Origin of the sequence: Kribbella solani (assembly GCF_014205295.1) — a bacterium.
Lineage (GTDB): Bacteria > Actinomycetota > Actinomycetes > Propionibacteriales > Kribbellaceae > Kribbella > Kribbella solani.
The window spans coordinates 3,851,091-3,869,987 of the sequence record NZ_JACHNF010000001.1; the positions used below are offsets into that span (position 1 = coordinate 3,851,091).

16 protein-coding genes are annotated in these 18,897 nt (G+C 68.0%); 8 read left to right on the top strand and 8 right to left on the bottom strand.

Annotated features, from left to right (window positions below; translation table 11 throughout):
* Positions 1 to 31 precede the first annotated feature (31 nt).
* The 6 genes from HDA44_RS17440 to HDA44_RS17465 all read right to left on the bottom strand — a co-directional run bounded on the left by HDA44_RS17440 (position 32) and on the right by HDA44_RS17465 (position 6,387).
* Positions 32 to 670 carry a response regulator gene (locus HDA44_RS17440; RefSeq protein ID WP_184835691.1) on the bottom strand — a complete coding sequence of 213 codons (639 nt, stop codon included), beginning with the start codon at positions 668 to 670 and terminating at the stop codon, positions 32 to 34.
* Positions 667 to 1,821: a sensor histidine kinase gene (locus HDA44_RS17445; protein ID WP_184835693.1), complete on the bottom strand. Its 1,155-nt coding sequence runs from the start codon at positions 1,819 to 1,821 to the stop codon at positions 667 to 669. The genes HDA44_RS17440 and HDA44_RS17445 overlap by 4 nt, the downstream gene beginning before the upstream one ends.
* Positions 1,822 to 1,828: 7 nt before the next feature.
* Positions 1,829 to 2,314, bottom strand: a complete 486-nt coding sequence (locus tag HDA44_RS17450; RefSeq protein ID WP_184835695.1) for a hypothetical protein — start codon at positions 2,312 to 2,314, stop codon at positions 1,829 to 1,831.
* Between the two features lie 120 nt (positions 2,315 to 2,434).
* Complete coding sequence (locus HDA44_RS17455; RefSeq protein WP_184835697.1) at positions 2,435 to 4,033, bottom strand: ABC-F family ATP-binding cassette domain-containing protein; 1,599 nt, start codon at positions 4,031 to 4,033, stop codon at positions 2,435 to 2,437.
* Between the two features lie 258 nt (positions 4,034 to 4,291).
* Entirely contained in the window at positions 4,292 to 5,668 is a 1,377-nt protein-coding gene (locus HDA44_RS17460) for a sensor histidine kinase (RefSeq protein ID WP_238353112.1), read from the bottom strand.
* 35 nt (positions 5,669 to 5,703) lie between these two features.
* Complete coding sequence (locus HDA44_RS17465; protein WP_184835701.1) at positions 5,704 to 6,387, bottom strand: response regulator; 684 nt, start codon at positions 6,385 to 6,387, stop codon at positions 5,704 to 5,706.
* A 206-nt stretch (positions 6,388 to 6,593) separates the two neighbouring features.
* Here HDA44_RS17465 and HDA44_RS17470 point away from each other — a divergent pair, with 206 nt between their 5' ends.
* From HDA44_RS17470 to HDA44_RS17500, 7 genes are all read left to right on the top strand, one after another.
* Entirely contained in the window at positions 6,594 to 8,348 is a 1,755-nt protein-coding gene (locus tag HDA44_RS17470; protein WP_184835703.1) for an ABC transporter substrate-binding protein, read from the top strand.
* 4 nt (positions 8,349 to 8,352) lie between these two features.
* Positions 8,353 to 9,333, top strand: coding sequence for an ABC transporter ATP-binding protein (locus HDA44_RS17475; RefSeq protein WP_184835705.1), 981 nt, complete (start codon positions 8,353 to 8,355; stop codon positions 9,331 to 9,333).
* Complete coding sequence (locus HDA44_RS17480) at positions 9,330 to 10,343, top strand: ABC transporter ATP-binding protein (protein ID WP_184835707.1); 1,014 nt, start codon at positions 9,330 to 9,332, stop codon at positions 10,341 to 10,343. Before HDA44_RS17475 ends, HDA44_RS17480 begins: the two co-directional genes overlap by 4 nt.
* Positions 10,340 to 11,266 carry an ABC transporter permease gene (locus HDA44_RS17485; protein ID WP_184835709.1) on the top strand — a complete coding sequence of 309 codons (927 nt, stop codon included), beginning with the start codon at positions 10,340 to 10,342 and terminating at the stop codon, positions 11,264 to 11,266. The genes HDA44_RS17480 and HDA44_RS17485 overlap by 4 nt, the downstream gene beginning before the upstream one ends.
* A gap of 2 nt (positions 11,267 to 11,268) precedes the next feature.
* Positions 11,269 to 12,228 carry an ABC transporter permease gene (locus tag HDA44_RS17490; protein ID WP_184835711.1) on the top strand — a complete coding sequence of 320 codons (960 nt, stop codon included), beginning with the start codon at positions 11,269 to 11,271 and terminating at the stop codon, positions 12,226 to 12,228.
* A 67-nt stretch (positions 12,229 to 12,295) separates the two neighbouring features.
* Positions 12,296 to 12,760 carry a ketopantoate reductase C-terminal domain-containing protein gene (locus HDA44_RS17495; RefSeq protein ID WP_184835713.1) on the top strand — a complete coding sequence of 155 codons (465 nt, stop codon included), beginning with the start codon at positions 12,296 to 12,298 and terminating at the stop codon, positions 12,758 to 12,760.
* 27 nt (positions 12,761 to 12,787) lie between these two features.
* Positions 12,788 to 13,663 carry an NAD(P)/FAD-dependent oxidoreductase gene (locus tag HDA44_RS17500; RefSeq protein WP_184835715.1) on the top strand — a complete coding sequence of 292 codons (876 nt, stop codon included), beginning with the start codon at positions 12,788 to 12,790 and terminating at the stop codon, positions 13,661 to 13,663.
* On the opposite strand, the gene idi is transcribed toward HDA44_RS17500, so the two are convergent.
* A complete protein-coding gene (gene idi, locus HDA44_RS17505; RefSeq protein WP_184835717.1) occupies positions 13,640 to 14,197 on the bottom strand; it encodes an isopentenyl-diphosphate Delta-isomerase in 558 nt (185 codons plus the stop codon). The genes HDA44_RS17500 and idi overlap by 24 nt on opposite strands.
* 223 nt (positions 14,198 to 14,420) lie before the next feature.
* Between idi and tyrS the strand changes: the two genes are divergently transcribed.
* A complete protein-coding gene (gene tyrS, locus HDA44_RS17510; RefSeq protein WP_184835719.1) occupies positions 14,421 to 15,620 on the top strand; it encodes a tyrosine--tRNA ligase in 1,200 nt (399 codons plus the stop codon).
* Here tyrS and HDA44_RS17515 read toward each other — a convergent pair.
* Positions 15,604 to 18,777 (bottom strand): DUF2961 domain-containing protein, encoded by a 3,174-nt coding sequence (locus HDA44_RS17515; RefSeq protein WP_184835721.1) that lies wholly within the window; start codon positions 18,775 to 18,777, stop codon positions 15,604 to 15,606. The two genes, tyrS and HDA44_RS17515, sit on opposite strands and share 17 nt — an antisense overlap.
* Positions 18,778 to 18,897: the final 120 nt, after the last annotated feature.

An 18,897-nucleotide genomic window follows, 5' to 3' on the forward strand; every position in this document is an offset into this window, starting at 1 on the left:
CACCTCACCCTCCGCAACCGGACAGGTCAGCTCAGGTCAGGCCGAGGCGGTACGCGTAGGCGACCGCCTGCGCCCGGTCGCGGAGGTTGGCCTTGGCGAAGAGATGGTTGATGTGGGTCTTGACGGTGGCTTCGCTGACCACCAGGTGGCGGGCGATCTCGGTGTTGGACAGGCCTTCGGCGATCAGGCGAAGTACCTCCAGCTCGCGCGGGGTCAGGCCTGAGTCGGCGACCTGGACCGGCTTCGGCGCGGTCGCGGTGCCTTCGATCAGGCGGCGCTGGACGTCGGCGTCGACGATCGACTGGCCGGCGGCTGCTGCCTCCAGAGCCCGGCCGATCGACTCGGCGTCCGCGTCCTTCGTCAGGAAACCACGGGCGCCGGCTCGCAGCGCGGACAATACGGACTCGTCATCGCTGTACGTGGTGAGTACGACAACCTCGGTACGCGGATGCTCCGTTCGCACCAAACGGGTCGCCTCGACCCCGTCCATCGTCGGCATCCGCAGATCCACGAGCAGTACGTCCGGGTCGTGCTCAGCGACCAGCTGGACCGCCTGCTGACCGTCCGATCCGGCCGCGACCACGTCGATCCCGGGCAGCAGTTTCAGCAAGGTCACCAAGCCGTCGCGAACCACGGTCTGATCGTCCGCGACCACCACCCGCACACTCATACCGCCACCTCGAGCTCGACTCGCCAGCCCGTTGCGGTCGGGCCGGCTTCCAGTGATGCGCCGACCAGGTCGGCACGTTCGCGCATTCCGAGCAGACCATAGCCACCTGGCGCCGCGTTCGCCGGACGCGTACCCGGCTGGTCCTCGATCGTCAGCCGGACCTTCTCGGCGTACGCGAGGGTGACCCGTACCGGTGCCTGTGGAGCGTGTTTCCGGGTGTTCACCAGCGACTCCTGCACCGTGCGGTACAGCGCGCACATCACCTCGCCGGACAACTTGCGCACCTCCCCCTCGACCACGAACTCGGCCGGCGCGCCACTCTCCAGCCGGTACGCCGTGACGAGATCGCCGAGCGCCCGGACATCCGGCACCGAATCCTCCCGCAGCGCCGCGACCGCGCGCCGCGCCTCGGCCAGTCCGTCGGCCGCGAGACCCTGCGCCCGGGTGATCTGCTCGATCGCCTCCGCCGACGCGCCGTCGCGGACAAGCATCAACCGCGCACCCTGCAGACTCAACGACAGACCGGCGAGTGAGTGGGCGAGTACGTCGTGCATGTCGCGCGCGATCCGCGCCCGCTCGGCCAGAGCGGCGGCCCGCCCGTGCTCCTCGATCGCCGCCTGTTTGCGGGCCAGCGAGACCTCGAGCTCCTCCATCTGCTGCTCGCGGTTGCGCCGGTTGACCGACGACAACGTCAGCGCCAGCACCCCGAACGCCGACCCCAGCGCGGCCGCCTCGGACCGGGTCGTGGCGTACAGCGGCAGGCTCGCGCCCAGCATCCCGGCGCCGACGATCACCCATGCCAGCGGCGTCGGCCGGTAGTACCGGACCGCGGCCCGGGTGGCCCAGAACGGGGCGACGATCATCGCGCTCCCCGGCAGCGCGTACCAGAGCAGCGACCCGGCGAGCGCGAAGACCAGCAGGCCGTACCCGGCCCGCCCGAGCGGATCGCCGTAGCGCAGCCAGAACAGCGAGATGTTGCTGACCACAACGATCCCGGCCACGACCAGGATCAGCGCGTACGGCAGCCGCCGTTCGGAACCGGGCCGGGCACCGATCACCACCGAGATGACGGTCAGCACGCTCGGCAGCGCGCGCAGCAACAGACCAGGTACGGAGTTGCCCCGTACCTGGTCCGCGAGCGTCCATCTCATTCGTTCATCATGCCCGCTCGGCGACCGCGAACGGGATGTGCAGCGCCTGCGAGCGGCGGAACACCATCGCGTTCTGGGCGGCGATCGTGACGCCGATGGTCAGTACCAGCGTCGCCTGGGCGAAGGTGCCGTGCGGCCAGAGCGCGCCCGCGGCGAAGGACGTACCGATCCGGAGTCCGATGGTCAGCAGCCAGAGCACCAGCGTCGCGGAAGTGCCCTTCTGGAAAAGACCCTGCTCGGTCTGCGTCAGCCGAATGCTGGCGCCGCGGGCCAGACCGAGGCCGAGCAGGACCACGCAGTCGAGGACGAGGAAGGCGAGCTCGCCGGTGGTCGCGGTGTGCAGGACCGAGGACAGCGAGAGTACGCCGGCCCCGAGCAGGATCGCGGGCATCAGGACCAGCGAACGCTGCGTGACCAGCGAACCGGTCACTTGCCGGCCGATCACGCGTACCAGCACCAGCAGGCCCACCAGGATTCCGATCACGGCCGACATTTCAGTGTCCTTTCGAGGGGTTGTTCTGTTGAGAACAACACTCCTCGGATCGAGCGATGGACACGTCAGCCCGGAGGTGAGACCCGGGTTGAAGCGGGTCTCAACCCCAGGGTTGATCCGTCAGGCCAGTGACACCAGATCCAGGTAGTCGTCCGACCAGAGGTCCTCGCTGGCGTCCGGCAGCAGCAGTACCCGGTCCGGGCGGAGCGCCTCGATCGCGCCCTCGTCGTGGGTGACCATGACGATCGCGCCCGGGTACCCGCCGACCGCGCCGAGCACCTCGTCCCGCGAAGCTGGGTCGAGGTTGTTGGTCGGCTCGTCCAGCAACAGCACGTTCGCGCCGGAATGCACCAGACCGGCCAGCGCCAGCCGGGTCTTCTCGCCGCCGGACAGCACGCCCGCCGGCTTGTTCACGTCGTCGCCGCTGAACAAGAACGATCCCAGCACGTTGCGTACCTCACCGTCGGTCAGGCCGGGCGCGACCGACGCCAGGTTCTGCTGGACGGTCCCGGCCAGGTCCAGGGTGTCGTGCTCCTGGGCGAAGTACCCGAGCCGGAGACCATGGCCGGGTACGACCTGGCCGGCGTCGGGCTGTTCGCGGCCCGCCAGCAGCCGGAGCAGGGTGGTCTTGCCCGCGCCGTTCAGGCCGAGGATGACCACGCGGCTGCCGCGGTCGATCGCGAGGTCGACGCCGTCCAGCACCTGCAGCGCGCCGTACGCCTTCTTCAGGCCGATCGCGGACAGCGGCGTACGGCCCGAAGGCGCCGGATCGGGAAGGCGGATCCGGGCGACGCGTGCCGCGCGGCGGACCGGCTCGAGATCCGCGAGCAGCTTGTCCGCGCGCCGGGCCATGTTCTTCGCCGCCACCGCGGTGCTCGCGCCGGCCTGCATCTTCGCCGACTGGGCATGCAGGACCGCCGCCTTGCGTTCCGCCGTGGCGCGTTCGCGGGCGCGGCGGCGCTCGTCCAGCTCCAGCTGTTCCAGGTACTTCTTCCAGCCGGTGTTGTGCAGGTCGATCGTGCGCCGCTGCGGGTCCAGATGGAAGACCCGGTTGACCGTTGCCCTGAGCAACTCGCGGTCGTGGCTGATCACGATCAGACCGCCGGAGTACGCGAGCAGGAACTGCCGCAGCCAGAGCACCGAGTCGGCGTCGAGGTGGTTCGTCGGCTCGTCGAGCAGCAGCGTGTCGTGCTCGGCGAACAGGATCCGGGCCAGCTCGACGCGGCGGCGCTGACCGCCGGACAGCTCGCCGATCGGCTGCTCCAACGCGCGGTTGGGCAGGCCGACGCCGGCCGCGAGCCGCGCCGCCTCGGCCTCGGCCGCGTACCCACCGCCGGCCTGGAACGCGGTTTCGGCGCGGGCGTACGCGGCCATCGCCTGCTGCTGCGCCTCGCCGGTCGCCGTACTCATCGTAGTTTCGGCCTGCCGGAGCCGACGGACCGCGGTATCCAGGCCTCGGGCGGACAAGATGCGGTCGGTGACGGTGATCGCCGGGTCGGCGGCACGCGGGTCCTGCGGCAGGTAGCCGACCGAACCAGTGACGGCGATGTCACCCGCCGCCGGGCGGTCCTCGCCGGCCAGGGTCTTCATCAGCGTGGTCTTGCCGGCGCCGTTCCGGCCGACCAGACCGACACGATCCCCGGCGCCGACCGTGAACGCCAGCTCACCAAGCAGAAGCTGAGCGCCGACGCGAATCTCTACACCGCGAACGGTGATCATAATGGTTACTCTCCGTGATAGCTAGTGGACACACTTCACCCGTAGATGCGGTGCGTGCAGCTAGACACAGAGGCAAGTAGCCATAACCCCACCGTAACTGAACTGCTCAACCCCCAGCACCTGAATTACCCGGCTCCGCCCGGCTGACGCCGGGCGGAGCCGGGAAGAAGAACACGGAGATGCCGCCTGGGGCGATCCCAGCAAGTGCTCGGCGGGGTGCACCGCAGGTGCCGGGTGGGACTGCACCGTAGGTTCCTGTTAGCCGGATTTGGCGGGGAGTTCGACGGTGAAGCGGGCGCCGCCGCCTGGGCGGTCGGTTACTTGGATGGTGCCGTGGTGCCATTGGACGTGGCGGGCGACGATGGCCAGGCCCAGGCCTACGCCGCGGCCGCGGCCGGAGGTTTCGCCGCGGCCGAAGCGTTCGAAGATCCGGGTTCGGTCCTCGGCGGCGATGCCTGGTCCGGCGTCGTCGACGGTGATGATCACGCCCAGCCCACCGGCCCGTACGCCGACGCCCTTGCACCCGCCGGCGTGGTCCTCCGCGTTCTCGACCAGGTTCGCGATCACGCGTTCCAGCCGCCGCTTGTCCGCCTGCAAGGTGAGATGCTCGGCATCGGACTCGACCGTCGTCACCTCCCGCCCGGCGGCCGCGTCCGCCGCGGCCCGGACCAGGTCGGCGATCCGGACGATCTCCCGGCTCCCCCGGTCACCACCGTCGTCCCGCGAGATCTCCAGCAGGTCGATCACCAGCCGCCGGAACCGCTCCAGGTCGTCACCGAGCAGCTCGACCGGCTCCCGGACGGCCGCCGGCAGCTCGGCGCGGTGGTTCTGGATCAGCTGCATCGAGTTGAGCATCGTCATCAGCGGCGTACGCAGCTCGTGGCTGACGTCGCCGGCGAACCGCGCGTCCGCCGCCACCCGCCGTTCCAGATCCGCCGCGGTCTGGTTGAACGATCGCGCCAGTCCCCCGAGGTGCGGATCGTTCTCGGCCTCCAGCCGCTCGTCCAGCTTCCCGGTCGCGACCGCCCGCGCCACCCGCGTCAGCTCGGCCAGCGGCCGCAGCGCGACCGTACTCGCCAACCGCCCGACCGCGAGCCCGATCAGCGCGGTCGCGAACGCCGCGCTGATCAGCGTCAGCTTCAAGGTCCGCAGCGTACTGTCCAGCGTTGTCAGCGGATGCCATTCGAAAAAGGCGTCGCCCTGTCGCCCCAGCGGTACGCCGACCGCGAGCACCGGCTGCCCGTTCACCTCGATCCGGCGTTGTACGACGCTGCCGCCGAGCGCGCCCTGGATCACGTCGGGCGGCAGATCCGACGGCTTCCCGGTCAACGCGTACCAATGGTCTTCGAGGTACATCATCGTGGCGGCCGCGTCCGTGGAGGGCAGGCTGTTCAGCACGTCCATCGGCCGTACGCCGGGCAGCAGCGTCGGGTTGTCACACTCGGCCTGTTCATGCCCCGGCCGGCAGGACGCCGGCGCGCCGAACAGCCCGTACCGCAGCGCGGCCGCGCTGTCGGACGTCACCACCACCGCCGCCGAATCACGTTGCTCGGTCAGGTAGTCGGAGACCACGCTCCAGGTCACGATCGCCAGGACGGACGACAACCCGAGCGCCAGCAGGCCGTAGGCCAGCATCACGCGGCCTCGCAGGCTGACCCGTCCCAGCAACGTCAGCTCACCAGTCGGTAGCCCAGGCCACGCGCGGTGACGAGGTGTGTCGGGCTGGCCGGGTCGCGCTCGATCTTCAGCCGCAGCCGCCGGACATGCACGTCGACGATCCGGCTGTCGCCGAAGTAGCCGTACCCCCAGACCTTCGACAGCAGCTGTTCCCGGCTGAGTACCTTGCCCTCGGCACCGGCCAGCTCGGCCAGCAGCTTGAACTCGGTCCGGGTCAGCGGCAGCGTCTCGCCGTCCCGGGTCACCTCGGCGCCCGGTACGTCGATCCGCAGGTCACCGACCTCGAGCAGCTCGGCCTGCCGGGCGTTGGCCGGCTCGACCCGCCGCAGCAGCGCCCGGATCCGGGCCGACAGCTCCTTCGCCACCAGCGGCTTCGTCACGTAGTCGTCCGCGCCGGCCTCCAGACCGGCGACCACGTCGTGACTGTCCGTCCGCGCGGTCACCATGATCACGGGTACGTCGCTGGCCCGGCGGATCTCCCGGCAGACCGTGAAACCGTCGCGGTCGGGCAGCATCAGGTCCAGCAGAACCACGTCCGGCGGCTCCCGGCGCAGCGCGGCGAGCGCGTCGTACCCGTTCGCCGCCTCCGCCACCTGGTAGCCCTCGTCCTCCAGGGCAAGTCGCAGTACCCGCCGGATGCGCGGTTCGTCATCGACCAGCAGCAGGCTGTGTGCCACGGGTCCAGTGTCGCGCACCAGCGGGCCTGCTGGTTGTTACGACTGTCATGAATCCGACATCTCCGGGCGGGCGCCGGGTGACAACCTCTTGACGGTTCGGTGCAGGCACGTTCCGGACCGGCCCACAAGTCCTAACTTCGGCGCTATCGAGTCCCGGAGGAGGACCAATGGCCAGAAGACGGCTGGCGGCATTATCCCTTGCCGCCGTGGCGAGCATTCTAACGCTCGCGGCTTGTAGTAATGGCGGCGGAACACCGTCCGGATCCGGAGGGTCGGCCGGCACCCCGGTCACCGGCGGCACCCTGAACATGCTGGGCGCCGGCGATGTCGACTACATGGATCCCAACGTCAGCTACTACTCGGTCGGCTACCTGAACCTGCGGATGTGGAGCCGCCAGCTGTTCACGTACCCCGCCGATCCCAACAGCGACAACACCAAGCCGGTGGCGGACCTGGCCACCGACATCCCGACGGCCGCCAACGGCGGGATCAGCGCCGACGGCAAGACCTACACGATCAAGATCCGGCCGGGCGCCAAGTGGGACACCACGCCGGCCCGCCAGGTGACCGCGGCGGACATGGTCCGCGGCGTGAAGCGGACCGCGAACCCGGTGCAGCCGTTCGGCGGCATCCCGGACTTCGCCAACCTGATCGTCGGGTACAAGGCGTTCGCGGACGGTTTCGCCAAAGTGGCGAAGACACCGGCCGCGATCGAGGCGTACATCGAGAAGACGCCGCTGCCCGGCGTGGTCGCCAAGGACGACACGACGATCGAGTTCCATCTCACCCAGCCGGCCACGTACTTCGTCGACATGCTGACCCTGCCGGCCTTCTCACCGGCACCGATCGAGGCACTGAAGTACCTGCCGGCCAGTACCGAGCTGGGCAACCACTACCCGTCCGACGGCCCGTACAAGGTCGACTCCTGGGTACCGACCAAGTCGATCACCTACACGCGCAACCCCGCGTGGGACGCCGCCACCGACCCGGTGCGGAAGGCGTACGTCGACAAGATCGTGGTGAACGAGACCGTCAGCCAGGACTCGATCCAGCAGCAACTGCAGACCGGTACGCCGACCGCGGACCTCGAGTTCGACGTCGGCCCACCACCGTCGCAGCTGCCGGCGCTGATCTCCAAGAAGGACCCGAACCTGAACCTGGGCATGACGGCGTCCAGCAACCCGTACGTCGTCTACAACACCGCGTCGCCGAACAACAACAAGGCGCTCGCGAACGTGAAGGTACGGCAGGCGATCAGCTACGCGATCAACCGTGACAACGTCCTGCAGGTCCTCGGCGGAAAGACCATCAACCCGCCGCTGACCCACGTACTGCCGGACAACATCGTCGGTTCGAAGCAGATCGACCCGTACCCGTACAACCCGGACAAGGCGAAGCAGATGCTGGCCGCGGCGGGCTTCCCGCACCTGACGCTGAAGTTCCTGTACCGGAACGCGTCCGAGGGCAGCAGCAAGGCGTTCCAGACGATCCAGCAGGACCTGTCCAAGGCAGGGGTCACCGTGGTCGGCGTACCGTCGCCGAACGCTGACTTCTACGTGAAGTACCTGCAGGTACCGACCGTCGCCCAGCGCGGTGTCTGGGACCTGTCACTGGCCGGCTGGGGAGCCGACTGGTACGGCAACGCGGCGCTGTCGTTCTTCAACCCGCTGTTCTCCGGCGAGCCGTCGTTCCCGCCGATCGGCAGCAACTTCGGGCTGTACAACAGCCCGGCGACCAACAACCTGATCGACCAGGCGGTCAAGGCACCGACCGAGGACCAGGCGTCCACGCTGTGGGCCCAGGCCGACGCCCAGGTGATGGCCGACGCGCCGTTCTTCCCGTTGACCAACCCGAAGAACGCGAACTACCACGCGGCGCAGGTACACAACGCGAACTACGTACCCGCGATGCAGATGTTCGACCCGACCAATGTCTGGCTGGACAAGGACAAGCAGGGCTGACCTGATGGCACTGCTTGAAGTAAGGGACCTCCGGGTCTCCTTCGACACCCCGGACGGCACCGTCCGTGCCGTCCGGGGGTTGTCGTTCGACGTGGAAGCAGGGCAGACGCTCGCGGTGGTGGGCGAGTCCGGCTCCGGCAAGAGCGTCGCCACCCAGACCATCACCGGCCTCACCCGCGGCGCCAAGGTTTCCGGTACGGCGTTCTTCGACGGCACCGACCTGATCACGGCCGAGCAGTCGACGCTGCGGCGGCTGCGTGGCGACCAGATCGGGATGATCTTCCAGGACCCGCTGTCCAGCCTGCATCCGCAGTACCGGATCGGCTGGCAGATCGTCGAGATGATCCGGGCGCACGACCTGGAGATCAGCAAGCAGGCGGCCCGGAAACGGGCCGCCGACCTGCTCACCCTGGTCGGTATTCCGCGGGCGGCGGAGCGGATCGACGACTATCCGCACCAGTTCTCCGGCGGGATGCGGCAACGGGTGATGATCGCGATGGCGATGGCGCTCGACCCGGCGCTGCTGATCGCGGACGAGCCGACGACCGCGCTGGACGTGACTGTCCAGGCGCAGGTGCTGAACGTGATGCGCCGGCTGCAGGACCAGTTCGGTACGGCGATCATCCTGATCACCCACGATCTCGGCGTGGTGGCGGAGATGTCCGACGAGGTGGTGGTGATGTACGCCGGCGCGGTGATGGAACGGGCGCCCCGGCGGGACATCTTCTACCGCAACCACCACCCGTACACGCAGGGCCTGCTGGCGTCGCTGCCGGCCCACAGCGGGGACCGGCTGACCCCGATCCCGGGGACTCCGCCGAGCCTGATCAACCTGCCGAAGGGCTGCCCGTTCGCGCCCCGCTGTCCGCACGTGTTCGACAAGTGCAGGACCGAGGCGCCGCCGCTGGCCGACGTCGGCCGCGACCCCCGGCACCAGTCGGCCTGCTGGTTACCGCACGAGACGGATGAGGCGATGGCTTCATGAACGACGAAGTGCTGCTGAAGGTGGAGGACGTCCGCAAGGAGTTCCCCACCCACGCCCGGGAGGTGGTCCGGGCGGTGGACGGGGTGTCCCTCGAAGTGCACACCGGTGAGACCCTCGGCCTGGTCGGCGAGACCGGTTGCGGGAAGTCCACGCTGGCCCGGTGCATGGCGCACCTGTACGACGTGACGTCCGGCTCGGTCTGGTTCGAGGGCAAGGACATCACCAAACTGTCCCGGAAGGCGATGCGGCCGTTGCGCCGTGACGTCCAGGTGATCTTCCAGGACCCGTACGGATCGCTGAACCCGCGCCGCCGGGTCGGATCGATCATCGGCGACCCGTTCGCCATCCACGACATCTCGTCCGGGGCCGAACGGAAGAAGCAGGTCCAGGACCTGATGGAGCTGGTCGGGCTGAACCCCGAGCACTACAACCGGTTCCCGGCCGAGTTCTCCGGTGGCCAGCGGCAACGGATCGGGGTGGCGCGGGCGCTCGCGCTGCGGCCGAAGCTGGTCATCTGCGACGAGCCGGTGTCCGCGCTGGACGTGTCGATCCAGGCGCAGATCATCAACCTGCTGGCGGATCTGCAGAAGGACCTCGGACTGACGTACGTGTTCATCTCGCACGACCTGTCGGTGATCCGGCACGTCAGCAACCGGATCGCGGTGATGTACCTGGGCAAGATCGTCGAACTCGCGCCGACCAAGGAGTTGTTCGGGCAGACCCGGCACCCGTACACCCGGGCGCTGCTGTCGGCGCTGCCGGCGCCGGACCCGGACACCGCGGACAGCCGGCAGCAGATCATCCTCGGCGGCGACATCCCGTCCGCGACGAACCCGCCGGCGGGGTGCAGGTTCCACACGCGGTGCCCGAAAGCCCGCTCCGACTGCGCCGCATCCGAGCCGCCGTTGATCCCGATCCTCGACGACACCGACGGCCACCGAACCGCGTGCTTCTATCCACTCACCGTCGGCGAGGACCTGTCGACGGCCGTACCGGACCTCGCGTCATGACCGCCTCGATCGAGATGGTCGACGTTCTGGACGAACCCAGGACGATCGAGGGGCGGAGTCCGTTCGTACTGGCGATGCGGCGGCTGCGCAAGGACAAGGTCGCGATGATCTCACTCGTCGTGATCCTGCTGATCGTGCTGATGGCGATCTTCGCCCCCGTGTTCGCGGCGGTCACGGGGCATCCGCCGAACGAGCAGTACCGCAGTATCGGACTCACCCCGGACGGGTTGCCGCGCGGGCCGAACGGCACGTTCTGGTTCGGCACCGACGACCTCGGCCGGGACATCCTGGTCCGGATCGCGTACGGCGCGCGGATCTCGCTGCTCGTCGGCGTGATCTCGACGGCGATCACGGTCGCGATCGGAGTCGTGCTGGGACTGGCGGCGGGGTTCCTCGGGGGGATCACCGACACCGTCCTGGCCCGGCTCATCGACGTGGTGCTGTCCGTACCGTTCCTGCTGGTGGCGATCGCGCTGGTGTCGATCACCGGACCGAGCCTGACCGTCACCGTCCTGGTGATCGGTTTCTTCAGCTGGGCCTCGGTGGCCAGGATCGTCCGTGGCCAGGTGCTGTCGCTGCGCGAACGCGAGTTCGTCGAGGCCGCTCGGTCGCTCGGCGCGAGCAACAGCCGGATCATGTTCGTCGACGTACTGCCGAACGTGATCGCGCCGGTGATCGTGTACACGACACTGCTGATCCCGGTGGTGATCGTGACCCAGGCGACGTTGTCGTTCCTCGGGCTCGGGCTGCCACCACCAACCGCCGACTGGGGCGGCATGATCAGCGCGTCGCAGAACTACTACACGACCGCGTGGTGGTTCATCCTGTTCCCAGGTCTGGCGCTGCTGATCACCACGCTCGCGTTCAACCTGTTCGGTGACGGGGTCCGGGACGCCTTCGACCCCCGCGCGGATCGGACCTGACCATGGGTATGTTCCTGATTCGCCGGCTCGGGCACGGAATCCTGGTTCTGTGGCTGATCAGCGTGGCCGTGTTCGGCCTGTTCTTCATTGCTCCGAGCAACGTCGCGCAGACGCTGGCCGGCCGGCAGGCGACCCCGGAGACGATCGCGCTGATCAAACACCGGCTCGGTCTCGACCTGCCGGTCTGGAAGCAGTACCTGCATTTCCTCGGCAACGCGCTGAAGGGCAACCTCGGGTACGACTACTACCACCAGGTGCCGGTGACAACGATCATCGGACAGGCGTTGCCGATCACGTTGTCGCTGGCGCTCGGCGCATCCATCTTGTGGCTGCTGCTGGGTGTGTTCAACGGCGTCATCTCCGCGGTGCATCCGCGTTCGCTGGCTGATCGCGGGCTGACACTGTTCTCGTTGTTCTTCTACTCGTTCCCGTCGTTCCTGCTCGGACTGCTGCTGCTGTACTTCCTGTACTTCCGCCTCACGCTGGCCGGGTTCAACTGGTTCCCGGCCGGCGGGTACGCGCCACTCACCGGCGGCATCGGGCCGTGGTTCCAGCACTTGTTCCTGCCGTGGATCGCGCTGGCGTTGTTGCTGGCGGCAACGTACACGCGGTTGACCCGTGGCTCGATGCTGGACGTCCTCGGCGAGGACTACATCCGGACCGCACGGTCGAAGGGCATCCGGGAAAGTCGAGTCATCGTCCGGCATGGGTTGCGTAGCGCGATGACGCCGGTGGTCACCCAGTTCGGCATCGACCTGGGCCAGCTGATCGGCGGCGTGGTCGTGACCGAGACGGTGTTCAGCTTGCCGGGTCTCGGTCAGACGGCGGTGGTCGCGATCAATCAGCAGGATCTGCCGGTGATCATCGGCATCGTGCTGTTCGCATCGGCGGCCGTGGTGGTGGCGAACATCTTGGTGGATATCGCGTACGCGGTGCTGGATCCGCGCGTGCGGCTGCATTAGCTCCGGGGTCGGGGATGCACCGAAGGACAGGTAGTGGTTGGCTTCGGATGGTCTGCCGGAACAGATCATGCGTATCAGCGCCGACCACCTCCTGTCCTTCGGCGACGCGCCGTCGAATCTGCCGGTGCGGGACGAGCTTTCGCAGCGGGCCTACCGGCGGTGTTTGGCGGCGGCGCAGAGCGAGACGCTCGCGTTGCTGGCTGCGGCTCAGGTCCGGCCGGCGCGGTTGCTGACGCTGCCGATGCAGCGCTTGCCGTCCGTTCTGCGGTTGCCGGACTTCGTCTTCCGGCGGGTGGCGGGGGCGATGCTTGCGATCGATCCGTTGGCGCGTACGTCGATGTGGGAGGACCTGGAAGCCGGACGGCCGACCGAGATCGACTACCTGAACGGCGAGGTGGTCCGGCTGGCTGCTTCGCTCTATCGGTCGGCGCCGGTGAATCAGCGGCTGGTCGAGCTGATCCACGCGGGTGAGCAGAGCCGGCGGTCATGGTCCGGTGCCGAATTACTGGCCGAAATACGTCTTGTTATATGAGATGAATGGTCTCGTATAATGGTCGGCATGGATTTCGACGTGGCGGTCGTGGGTGGCAGTGTGGCGGGGCTTCAGGCGGCGCTGACGTTGGGTCGCGCCCGGCGACGGGTGGTGCTGTTCGACGACGGGCGGGCGCGGAATCGGGCGGCTGAGCACGTACACAACTATCTGGGCGTGCTGAATCCCGCTCCAGGCGAGCTGCTCGGGGTGGGGCGGGAGCAGGTGGCGGCGTACGGCGTCGCGGTCAGAGAGTCACGGGTCACGGACGCGCGCGCGGTCGACGGCGGGTTTGTGGTGGGTGGCGAGCGCGTACGCGCGGTGGTGCTGGCGACTGGGTTGTGGGACGAGTTGCCGGAGGTGCCTGGAATCGCGGACGGGTGGGGGCGGTCCGTGGTGGCTTGCCCGCACTGTCACGGGTGGGAGGTACGGGATCAGCCGCTGGTGCAGGTGGGCATGCGTGGGTTCCCGGAGCGATCGGTTGCGCGGGCGTTGTTGCTGAGCCGATGGAGCGACGAGGTGGTGCTGTGCACCGACGGGGACGAGCTCACGTCCGAGCAGTTGCAGCGACTGGCGGCGGCTGGGGTGGGGGTGCGCTGCGAGCGGATTGCGGAGGTTCGAGGGACTGAGGTTGCGCTGGCCGGTGGGGAACGGTTGAGTGCGCGGCGGGTGTTTGTGGTTGTGCGGCAGCACCAACAGAGCAATCTGGCGGAGCGCCTCGGATGCGAGGTGGTGGACGGCGCGGTAGTGACGGTTGGTGGGCGTACCAACGTTCCCATGGTGTACGCGGTAGGTACTACGACCGAACCAGCGCTTCTGGCAATAGGTGCGGCCGGGCAGGCAAGTACGGCAGCTGTTGCCGTACACAATGATCTGCTCGACTCAGACCTGCGCGGCCGCGGGTAGGTCTGCCGAATGGCCGAGCGGCCAATCGTCCGGTGCGGCGGTGAGCTGGGCCAGTTGCTCCAGACACCATGGGGACAGGTCGGCGCGGGCGCGTAGTTCGTCCCACTCGACCCAGCGGTAGTCGACCACCTCGGACGGCACCGGCGTCGGGTCACCGCTCCAACGCACGCGGTACACCGGACACATCTCGTTCTCGACGATCCCGTTCGGCATCTCCGCGCGGTACCGGAACTTGGGCAGCACCAGCTCGGCCGACGCGACCGTGATGCCGAGCTCGTCGGACAGTCGGCGGCGTACGGCTTGCTCCAACGGCTCGTCCGGAAGTGGATGCCCGCAGCAACTGTTGGTCCAGATGCCCGGCCAGGTCGGCTTGTCGAGGGCGCGCCGGGTCAGCAGCACCCGCCCGGCCGCGTCCACGACGTAGCTGGAGAACGCGAGATGGAGCGGTGTCGCCGCGTGGTGCACCGTCGCCTTCGGCTCGGTCCCGATCGCGTGCCCACGCTCGTCCAGCAGTACTACCCGTTCCTCGGTCACCCCCAGATCCTATTCCGGTTCCGCCAACCGCGTACGGACTGCTAACCTGAGCCCGTGATCAGGCAGCGTGTGGCGTATCGACCGGCTCTGGGAGGAGCCGGCGCTCGGTAGTACCCGCACCAGCTGCACCCAGAGCCTCAAGGCAGGAACCGTTCGGTTCCTGCCTTTTCCGTGTCCGGAGGCACTGGGCGATCGGTGGTGCCTCCTTGCCGAGAGGAGACCCATGAATTCCGTGATCGAGCGATTACGGCGTACCACCGACACCATCGTCGGCGCGGACGACCTGCGCGAACGCCTGGCGAGCGGGAGGCAGCTGCGGATCAAGTACGGCGTCGACTGCACCGCGCCGGACCTGCACCTCGGGCACGCGGTCAACCTGTGGATGATGCGCCAGCTGCAGGACCTCGGGCATCGGGTCGTGTTCCTGCTGGGTGATCTCACCACCCGCGTGGGTGATCCGACCGGGCGCTCCGAGACCCGGCCGGTGCTCACGCCCGAACAGATCGATGCCAACGCCGCGTCGTTCCTGGAGCAGGTCTCGCTGGTACTGCGCACCGATCCGGACGTGTTCGAAGTACGCCGCAACTCGGAGTGGTACGACGCGATGTCCATCGCCGAACTGCTCGGGCTCTTCGGGCAGGTCACGCAGGCACAGCTGATGAGCCGCGACATGTTCCGGGAACGCGTCGCGGCCGGGCGCGAGATCGGCGTCCACGAACTGGTGTACCCGGTGCTGCAGGCGTACGACAGTTTCGCGATGCGGAGCGATCTGACGATCGTGGGGTCGGATCAGCTGTTCAACGAGCAGCTCGGACGGGTGTTCCAGCAGCGGCTGGGGTCGCCGCCGCAGGTCGTACTGACCACGACCATCACCCCGGGGATCGACGGCCGGGCGAAGCAGTCGAAGTCGCTGAACAACTACATCGGGCTGACCGACAGCCCGCGGGACAAGTTCGGCAAGTTGATGAGCATCCCCGACGAACTCGTGGAGGCGTACGCCCGGGTCTACACCGAGCTCCCGCTCCCGACCGTCGCCGCCCTGGCCGCCGCCGGTGGTGGCCGCGCGGCCCGCGACGCCAAGCTCCGGCTGGCCGCCGCGGTCGTCACCCGCTACCACGGTGCCGGCGTGGCGAAAGCCGAACTCGACAGCTTCCGCCACACCTTCACCGATCACGGCGAACCGGCGAACATTCCAGCCGTCACGTACGCGGCCGAGCGGGCCACGATCCTCGACCTGCTCCAAGCGGCCCGCCCGACCGAGAGCAACTCCAACCTCCGCCGGCTCCTCCGCCAGGGCGCCGTAACGCTCAACGGCGAACGCCTGACCGACCCCGCCACCCCGGTCTCCTTGACGACCCCACTAACTCTCAAGTCCGGCCCTCGAACCTGGCATCGCATCACGCCGGTCAGGAGTTCAGGTTGAGGTTGAGTACGTCGAGGCCGACCAGGTACCCGGTGGCCGCGGCGTTCTTGCCGGTCAGCGTGATGGTCAGTTGGTGGTCGCCCGCGGTGAGTTGTGAGGTCCCGAAGTCGACCTGTTGCGTACCGACGCCGGCCGGCTGATAGCCGTCGAAGGCCACCGGGGTGCCGTTGTCGATCTGTACGTTGACGATGCCGTAGTCAGCCGCCTTGGTGAGAACCGTCGACAGCTTGTACGACCCGGTGGTCGGCACGGCGAACTTCAGGACTGTCTTGTCACCTGCTTTCGAGCCATGAATCCACGCCTGCGCGCCGCCGGACCAGCTCACGCCACAACAGTTGCCCTGCGCATCGACCGCGACCGTAGACGACACCGGCGGCAACATCGACTCGCCCTCGATCCGGAGCGTACTGCCGGTCGTCGCCTGGACCGTGGCCGACTTCGCGCCGAGATGACCGGCCAGGTCCACTGCGGCGATTCGGTACGTCCACGCCTCATGCAGACCGAGGTTGCGATGCAGGAAACCGGGCAGTGGCGTGGTTCCGAGCAGCTTCTCCGCGCCGCCGTCCTTCGCACCGTACACGTTGTAGTACGCGATCCCGCTGTCGTCGCTGACATCGTTCCAGGTCACGTTGATCGCGTTGTCCGTACGCCCTGCCGCGTTCACGCCGGCGACCGCGCCGGGCGCCTTGCGGTCCGGGTACGGGATGGTCAGCGACTGCACTACGTACGCCGAAGCTGTCCACGCCGCCGAACCGGTCGGCCGGAGCTCGATGTCCAGCCGGGTCCTGCCGAAAGTGATGGCCGAAGGCAACTGGTAGTTGTCGTCCAGCCAGCGTTGATGGGTGTTGCCGAGCGGCTGCAACCAAGTCCCGGCAACCTTGCCGTTGACAACGACCGTGGCCGATTGTCCGGCTGCGTTCTGATCGCTCGTACGCCGCAAGGTCACGCCACGGTTGGCGGGATCGATCTTGACGCTGAACTTGACCGGCTGGGTGCTCGAACGGACCTGGTCGGCCAGGGTGATGTCATCGTGATCACCTTCGTACACGGCGCTCAGATCCGCCTGCGTACCACCATCGGCGAACCCGTGCCGCGCGCGACTGACAGCCGATCCGGTGTCGATCCGGTCGGTCTCGCGGGCACCGAACTTCGCTGCCGTGTAGAGGAACGCGGTCGACCCGTAGATCGCCGGGTGGTCGTCTTGCTGACCGTGCTCGATCCCGAAGTTCAGCTGGTTCTCGAACCCGACCGAGTCGGTGATGTGCAGCCGCCACGCGCCATCACATTCGTTCGTACAGAACCCGGCCCGGACCTCGTGCGCCGAGTTGCCGTGGAACGGCGTCGAGTAGGTGCCGGCGTTGAAGTACCAGCCGGACTCGTAGTAGTCCTCGGTACCGGTGCCGTGGATCGCGGGCGTCCGCTCACCATCGGCGTACACCCGTTCGTCGCCCTCGAGGTAGCCCCGGGTGTTGCCGTCGGCAAGCAGTCCCTCCATCGTCTGGGAGACGCCAACGAACTTGCCCCGGCCGGTGACGTCGGCGAAGTTCCAGTCACTGCCCTGCGTCGTCTCACCGCGTTTCGAGATCGCGGTGAAGTAGCCCGTCTTCCCGGTCGCCAGCTCGGCGGCCACGCGACCGTCCCGCGCCGCGGTCACCTCAGCCTGTCCTTTCAGCGCGTACGACGTGGGGTTGACCAACATAACGGTGGCGCGGCCAACGTACGGCATCGGCCACCAGGACGAGTACCAGCCGTCGGGGTCCATCGCGAAGAACAGCGAGTGCACCGGGTTCTCGCCGAGACCGGAGCCGAAGAACTCGCCGAGTGGTGCGTCGACCCGCTTCTGGCCGTCGATCGTCACCTGGACCCGAACTCCGGCCAACAACGTGTCGGACGGCTTCACCCGGGCGGCGTCCGCGTCGGTCGCGGCGTACGTCATCGCGTGCTCGCCGCTCCAGTTCTGCTTGGTGATCGTGTAGCCGTGCGCCTGCTCGTCGGCGAGGTGGTTCGGCCCGACATCGAGGGTGTCGGTGCGCTTGAGCTGCCCGCCGACGGTCGAGCCGGCCCAGTACGCGAACTCGTTGAAGTCGAGGTCCGATGACACGAACTGATTGGTCACGGTGATCTGCGACTTGCCTGCGGTCAACGCCGCGGGCAGCTCGACGGACTGGTCGTGCCACTGCGCGCCCTGCGCCTTGAGTGGCGCCCACTCGCCGGCCGGTGCGCCGTCGACCAGGATCTTCGCCCGCTGGTTGCCGATCCGCAGGTCCATCCGCCGGGTCAGCGTCACGCCGGTGCTGGCCGGGTCGATCTTGACCGTGAACGAGCTGCCACCGACGAAGGCGCGGCCGTCGTCGGCAATGCTCTTCAGATCCAGGCCGACGATCTCCGGCAGCTTCAGCCGGAGCGCGCTGAGCTCACCCGGGCCGGACACGTCGGCCAGCTTGACCTGCTTGCCCGGGGCAAGGTTCAGCGGCGTACTGGTGGTGCGCGCGTTCGGCTGTACCGGCTTGGGATCCTTGGTTCCGGCCGCATTCAGCAGCGCGAGTACATCCTCGGCCTGGTCACGCGGATCGAAGGTCTTGATGCCGTTCGCGTCCGGGAACTGGCGGTAGCCGACGTGATAGAAGTACGGGTTCGTCTGCGTGGTGATCCGCATCGAGGAGCGGTACGGCATGGGTACGCGAATGTAGACGCCGCCACTGGTCTGTACGCCGTTGGCGACCAGCGGATAACTGAACGGCGCGCCGATTTTGCCGTCGACGATGTCCTGCAGCGAGCCGTGCAGGACCTGCTTGCCGTCCAGCTCGACCGTGATCGTCCCGGTCTTGCTGACGTTGCCCTCGTCCCGGGTGAACCAGATCGAGGCGACCTCGCCGGGACCGGAGTCCTCCGCGATCACACAGCCGGCGGCGGTGGTCCGCAGGCAGGAGTACGTGCCTTCGAAGCCGTCGTTGTTGGTGCCGTCGCGGCCGAAGCTGGAGAACTGCTTGGTGCGTACGCCGGTCTGGAGCTCGGGCAGGCGGTCCAGGTTCCGGTAGACGTCCCAGCCGACCGGACCGTTGTCGTTCCCGGTTACCGGTGGGCCGGCTGATGCTGCGGCCGAACCGGTCAGCAGCAAGACCGAACAGACGAGTAGAACGACGGCACGACGGAGCATGGGCGGCCTTTCTCCGTGATGGCGGGAAATCGATTTCTGAGATGTCTACCATCGATCCGGCCCGGTTGAGAAGGGCTGAGGCGGTCCGACTTCGCGCCGTCCACGGGTCGGCCCGGGGCA

What these genes read in the sequence shown, in the direction of transcription:
- HDA44_RS17440 (WP_184835691.1), bottom strand. Translation starts at nt 670, where the DNA reads ATGAGTGTGCGGGTGGTGGTCGCGGACGATCAGACCGTGGTTCGCGAC.
- HDA44_RS17445 (WP_184835693.1), bottom strand. Translation starts at nt 1,821, where the DNA reads ATGAGATGGACGCTCGCGGACCAGGTACGGGGCAACTCCGTACCTGGT.
- HDA44_RS17450 (WP_184835695.1), bottom strand. Translation starts at nt 2,314, where the DNA reads ATGTCGGCCGTGATCGGAATCCTGGTGGGCCTGCTGGTGCTGGTACGC.
- HDA44_RS17455 (WP_184835697.1), bottom strand. Translation starts at nt 4,033, where the DNA reads ATGATCACCGTTCGCGGTGTAGAGATTCGCGTCGGCGCTCAGCTTCTG.
- HDA44_RS17460 (WP_238353112.1), bottom strand. Translation starts at nt 5,668, where the DNA reads ATGCTGGCCTACGGCCTGCTGGCGCTCGGGTTGTCGTCCGTCCTGGCG.
- HDA44_RS17475 (WP_184835705.1), top strand. Translation starts at nt 8,353, where the DNA reads ATGGCACTGCTTGAAGTAAGGGACCTCCGGGTCTCCTTCGACACCCCG.
- HDA44_RS17480 (WP_184835707.1), top strand. Translation starts at nt 9,330, where the DNA reads ATGAACGACGAAGTGCTGCTGAAGGTGGAGGACGTCCGCAAGGAGTTC.
- HDA44_RS17485 (WP_184835709.1), top strand. Translation starts at nt 10,340, where the DNA reads ATGACCGCCTCGATCGAGATGGTCGACGTTCTGGACGAACCCAGGACG.
- HDA44_RS17490 (WP_184835711.1), top strand. Translation starts at nt 11,269, where the DNA reads ATGGGTATGTTCCTGATTCGCCGGCTCGGGCACGGAATCCTGGTTCTG.
- HDA44_RS17495 (WP_184835713.1), top strand. Translation starts at nt 12,296, where the DNA reads ATGCGTATCAGCGCCGACCACCTCCTGTCCTTCGGCGACGCGCCGTCG.
- HDA44_RS17500 (WP_184835715.1), top strand. Translation starts at nt 12,788, where the DNA reads ATGGATTTCGACGTGGCGGTCGTGGGTGGCAGTGTGGCGGGGCTTCAG.
- tyrS (WP_184835719.1), top strand. Translation starts at nt 14,421, where the DNA reads ATGAATTCCGTGATCGAGCGATTACGGCGTACCACCGACACCATCGTC.
- HDA44_RS17515 (WP_184835721.1), bottom strand. Translation starts at nt 18,777, where the DNA reads ATGCTCCGTCGTGCCGTCGTTCTACTCGTCTGTTCGGTCTTGCTGCTG.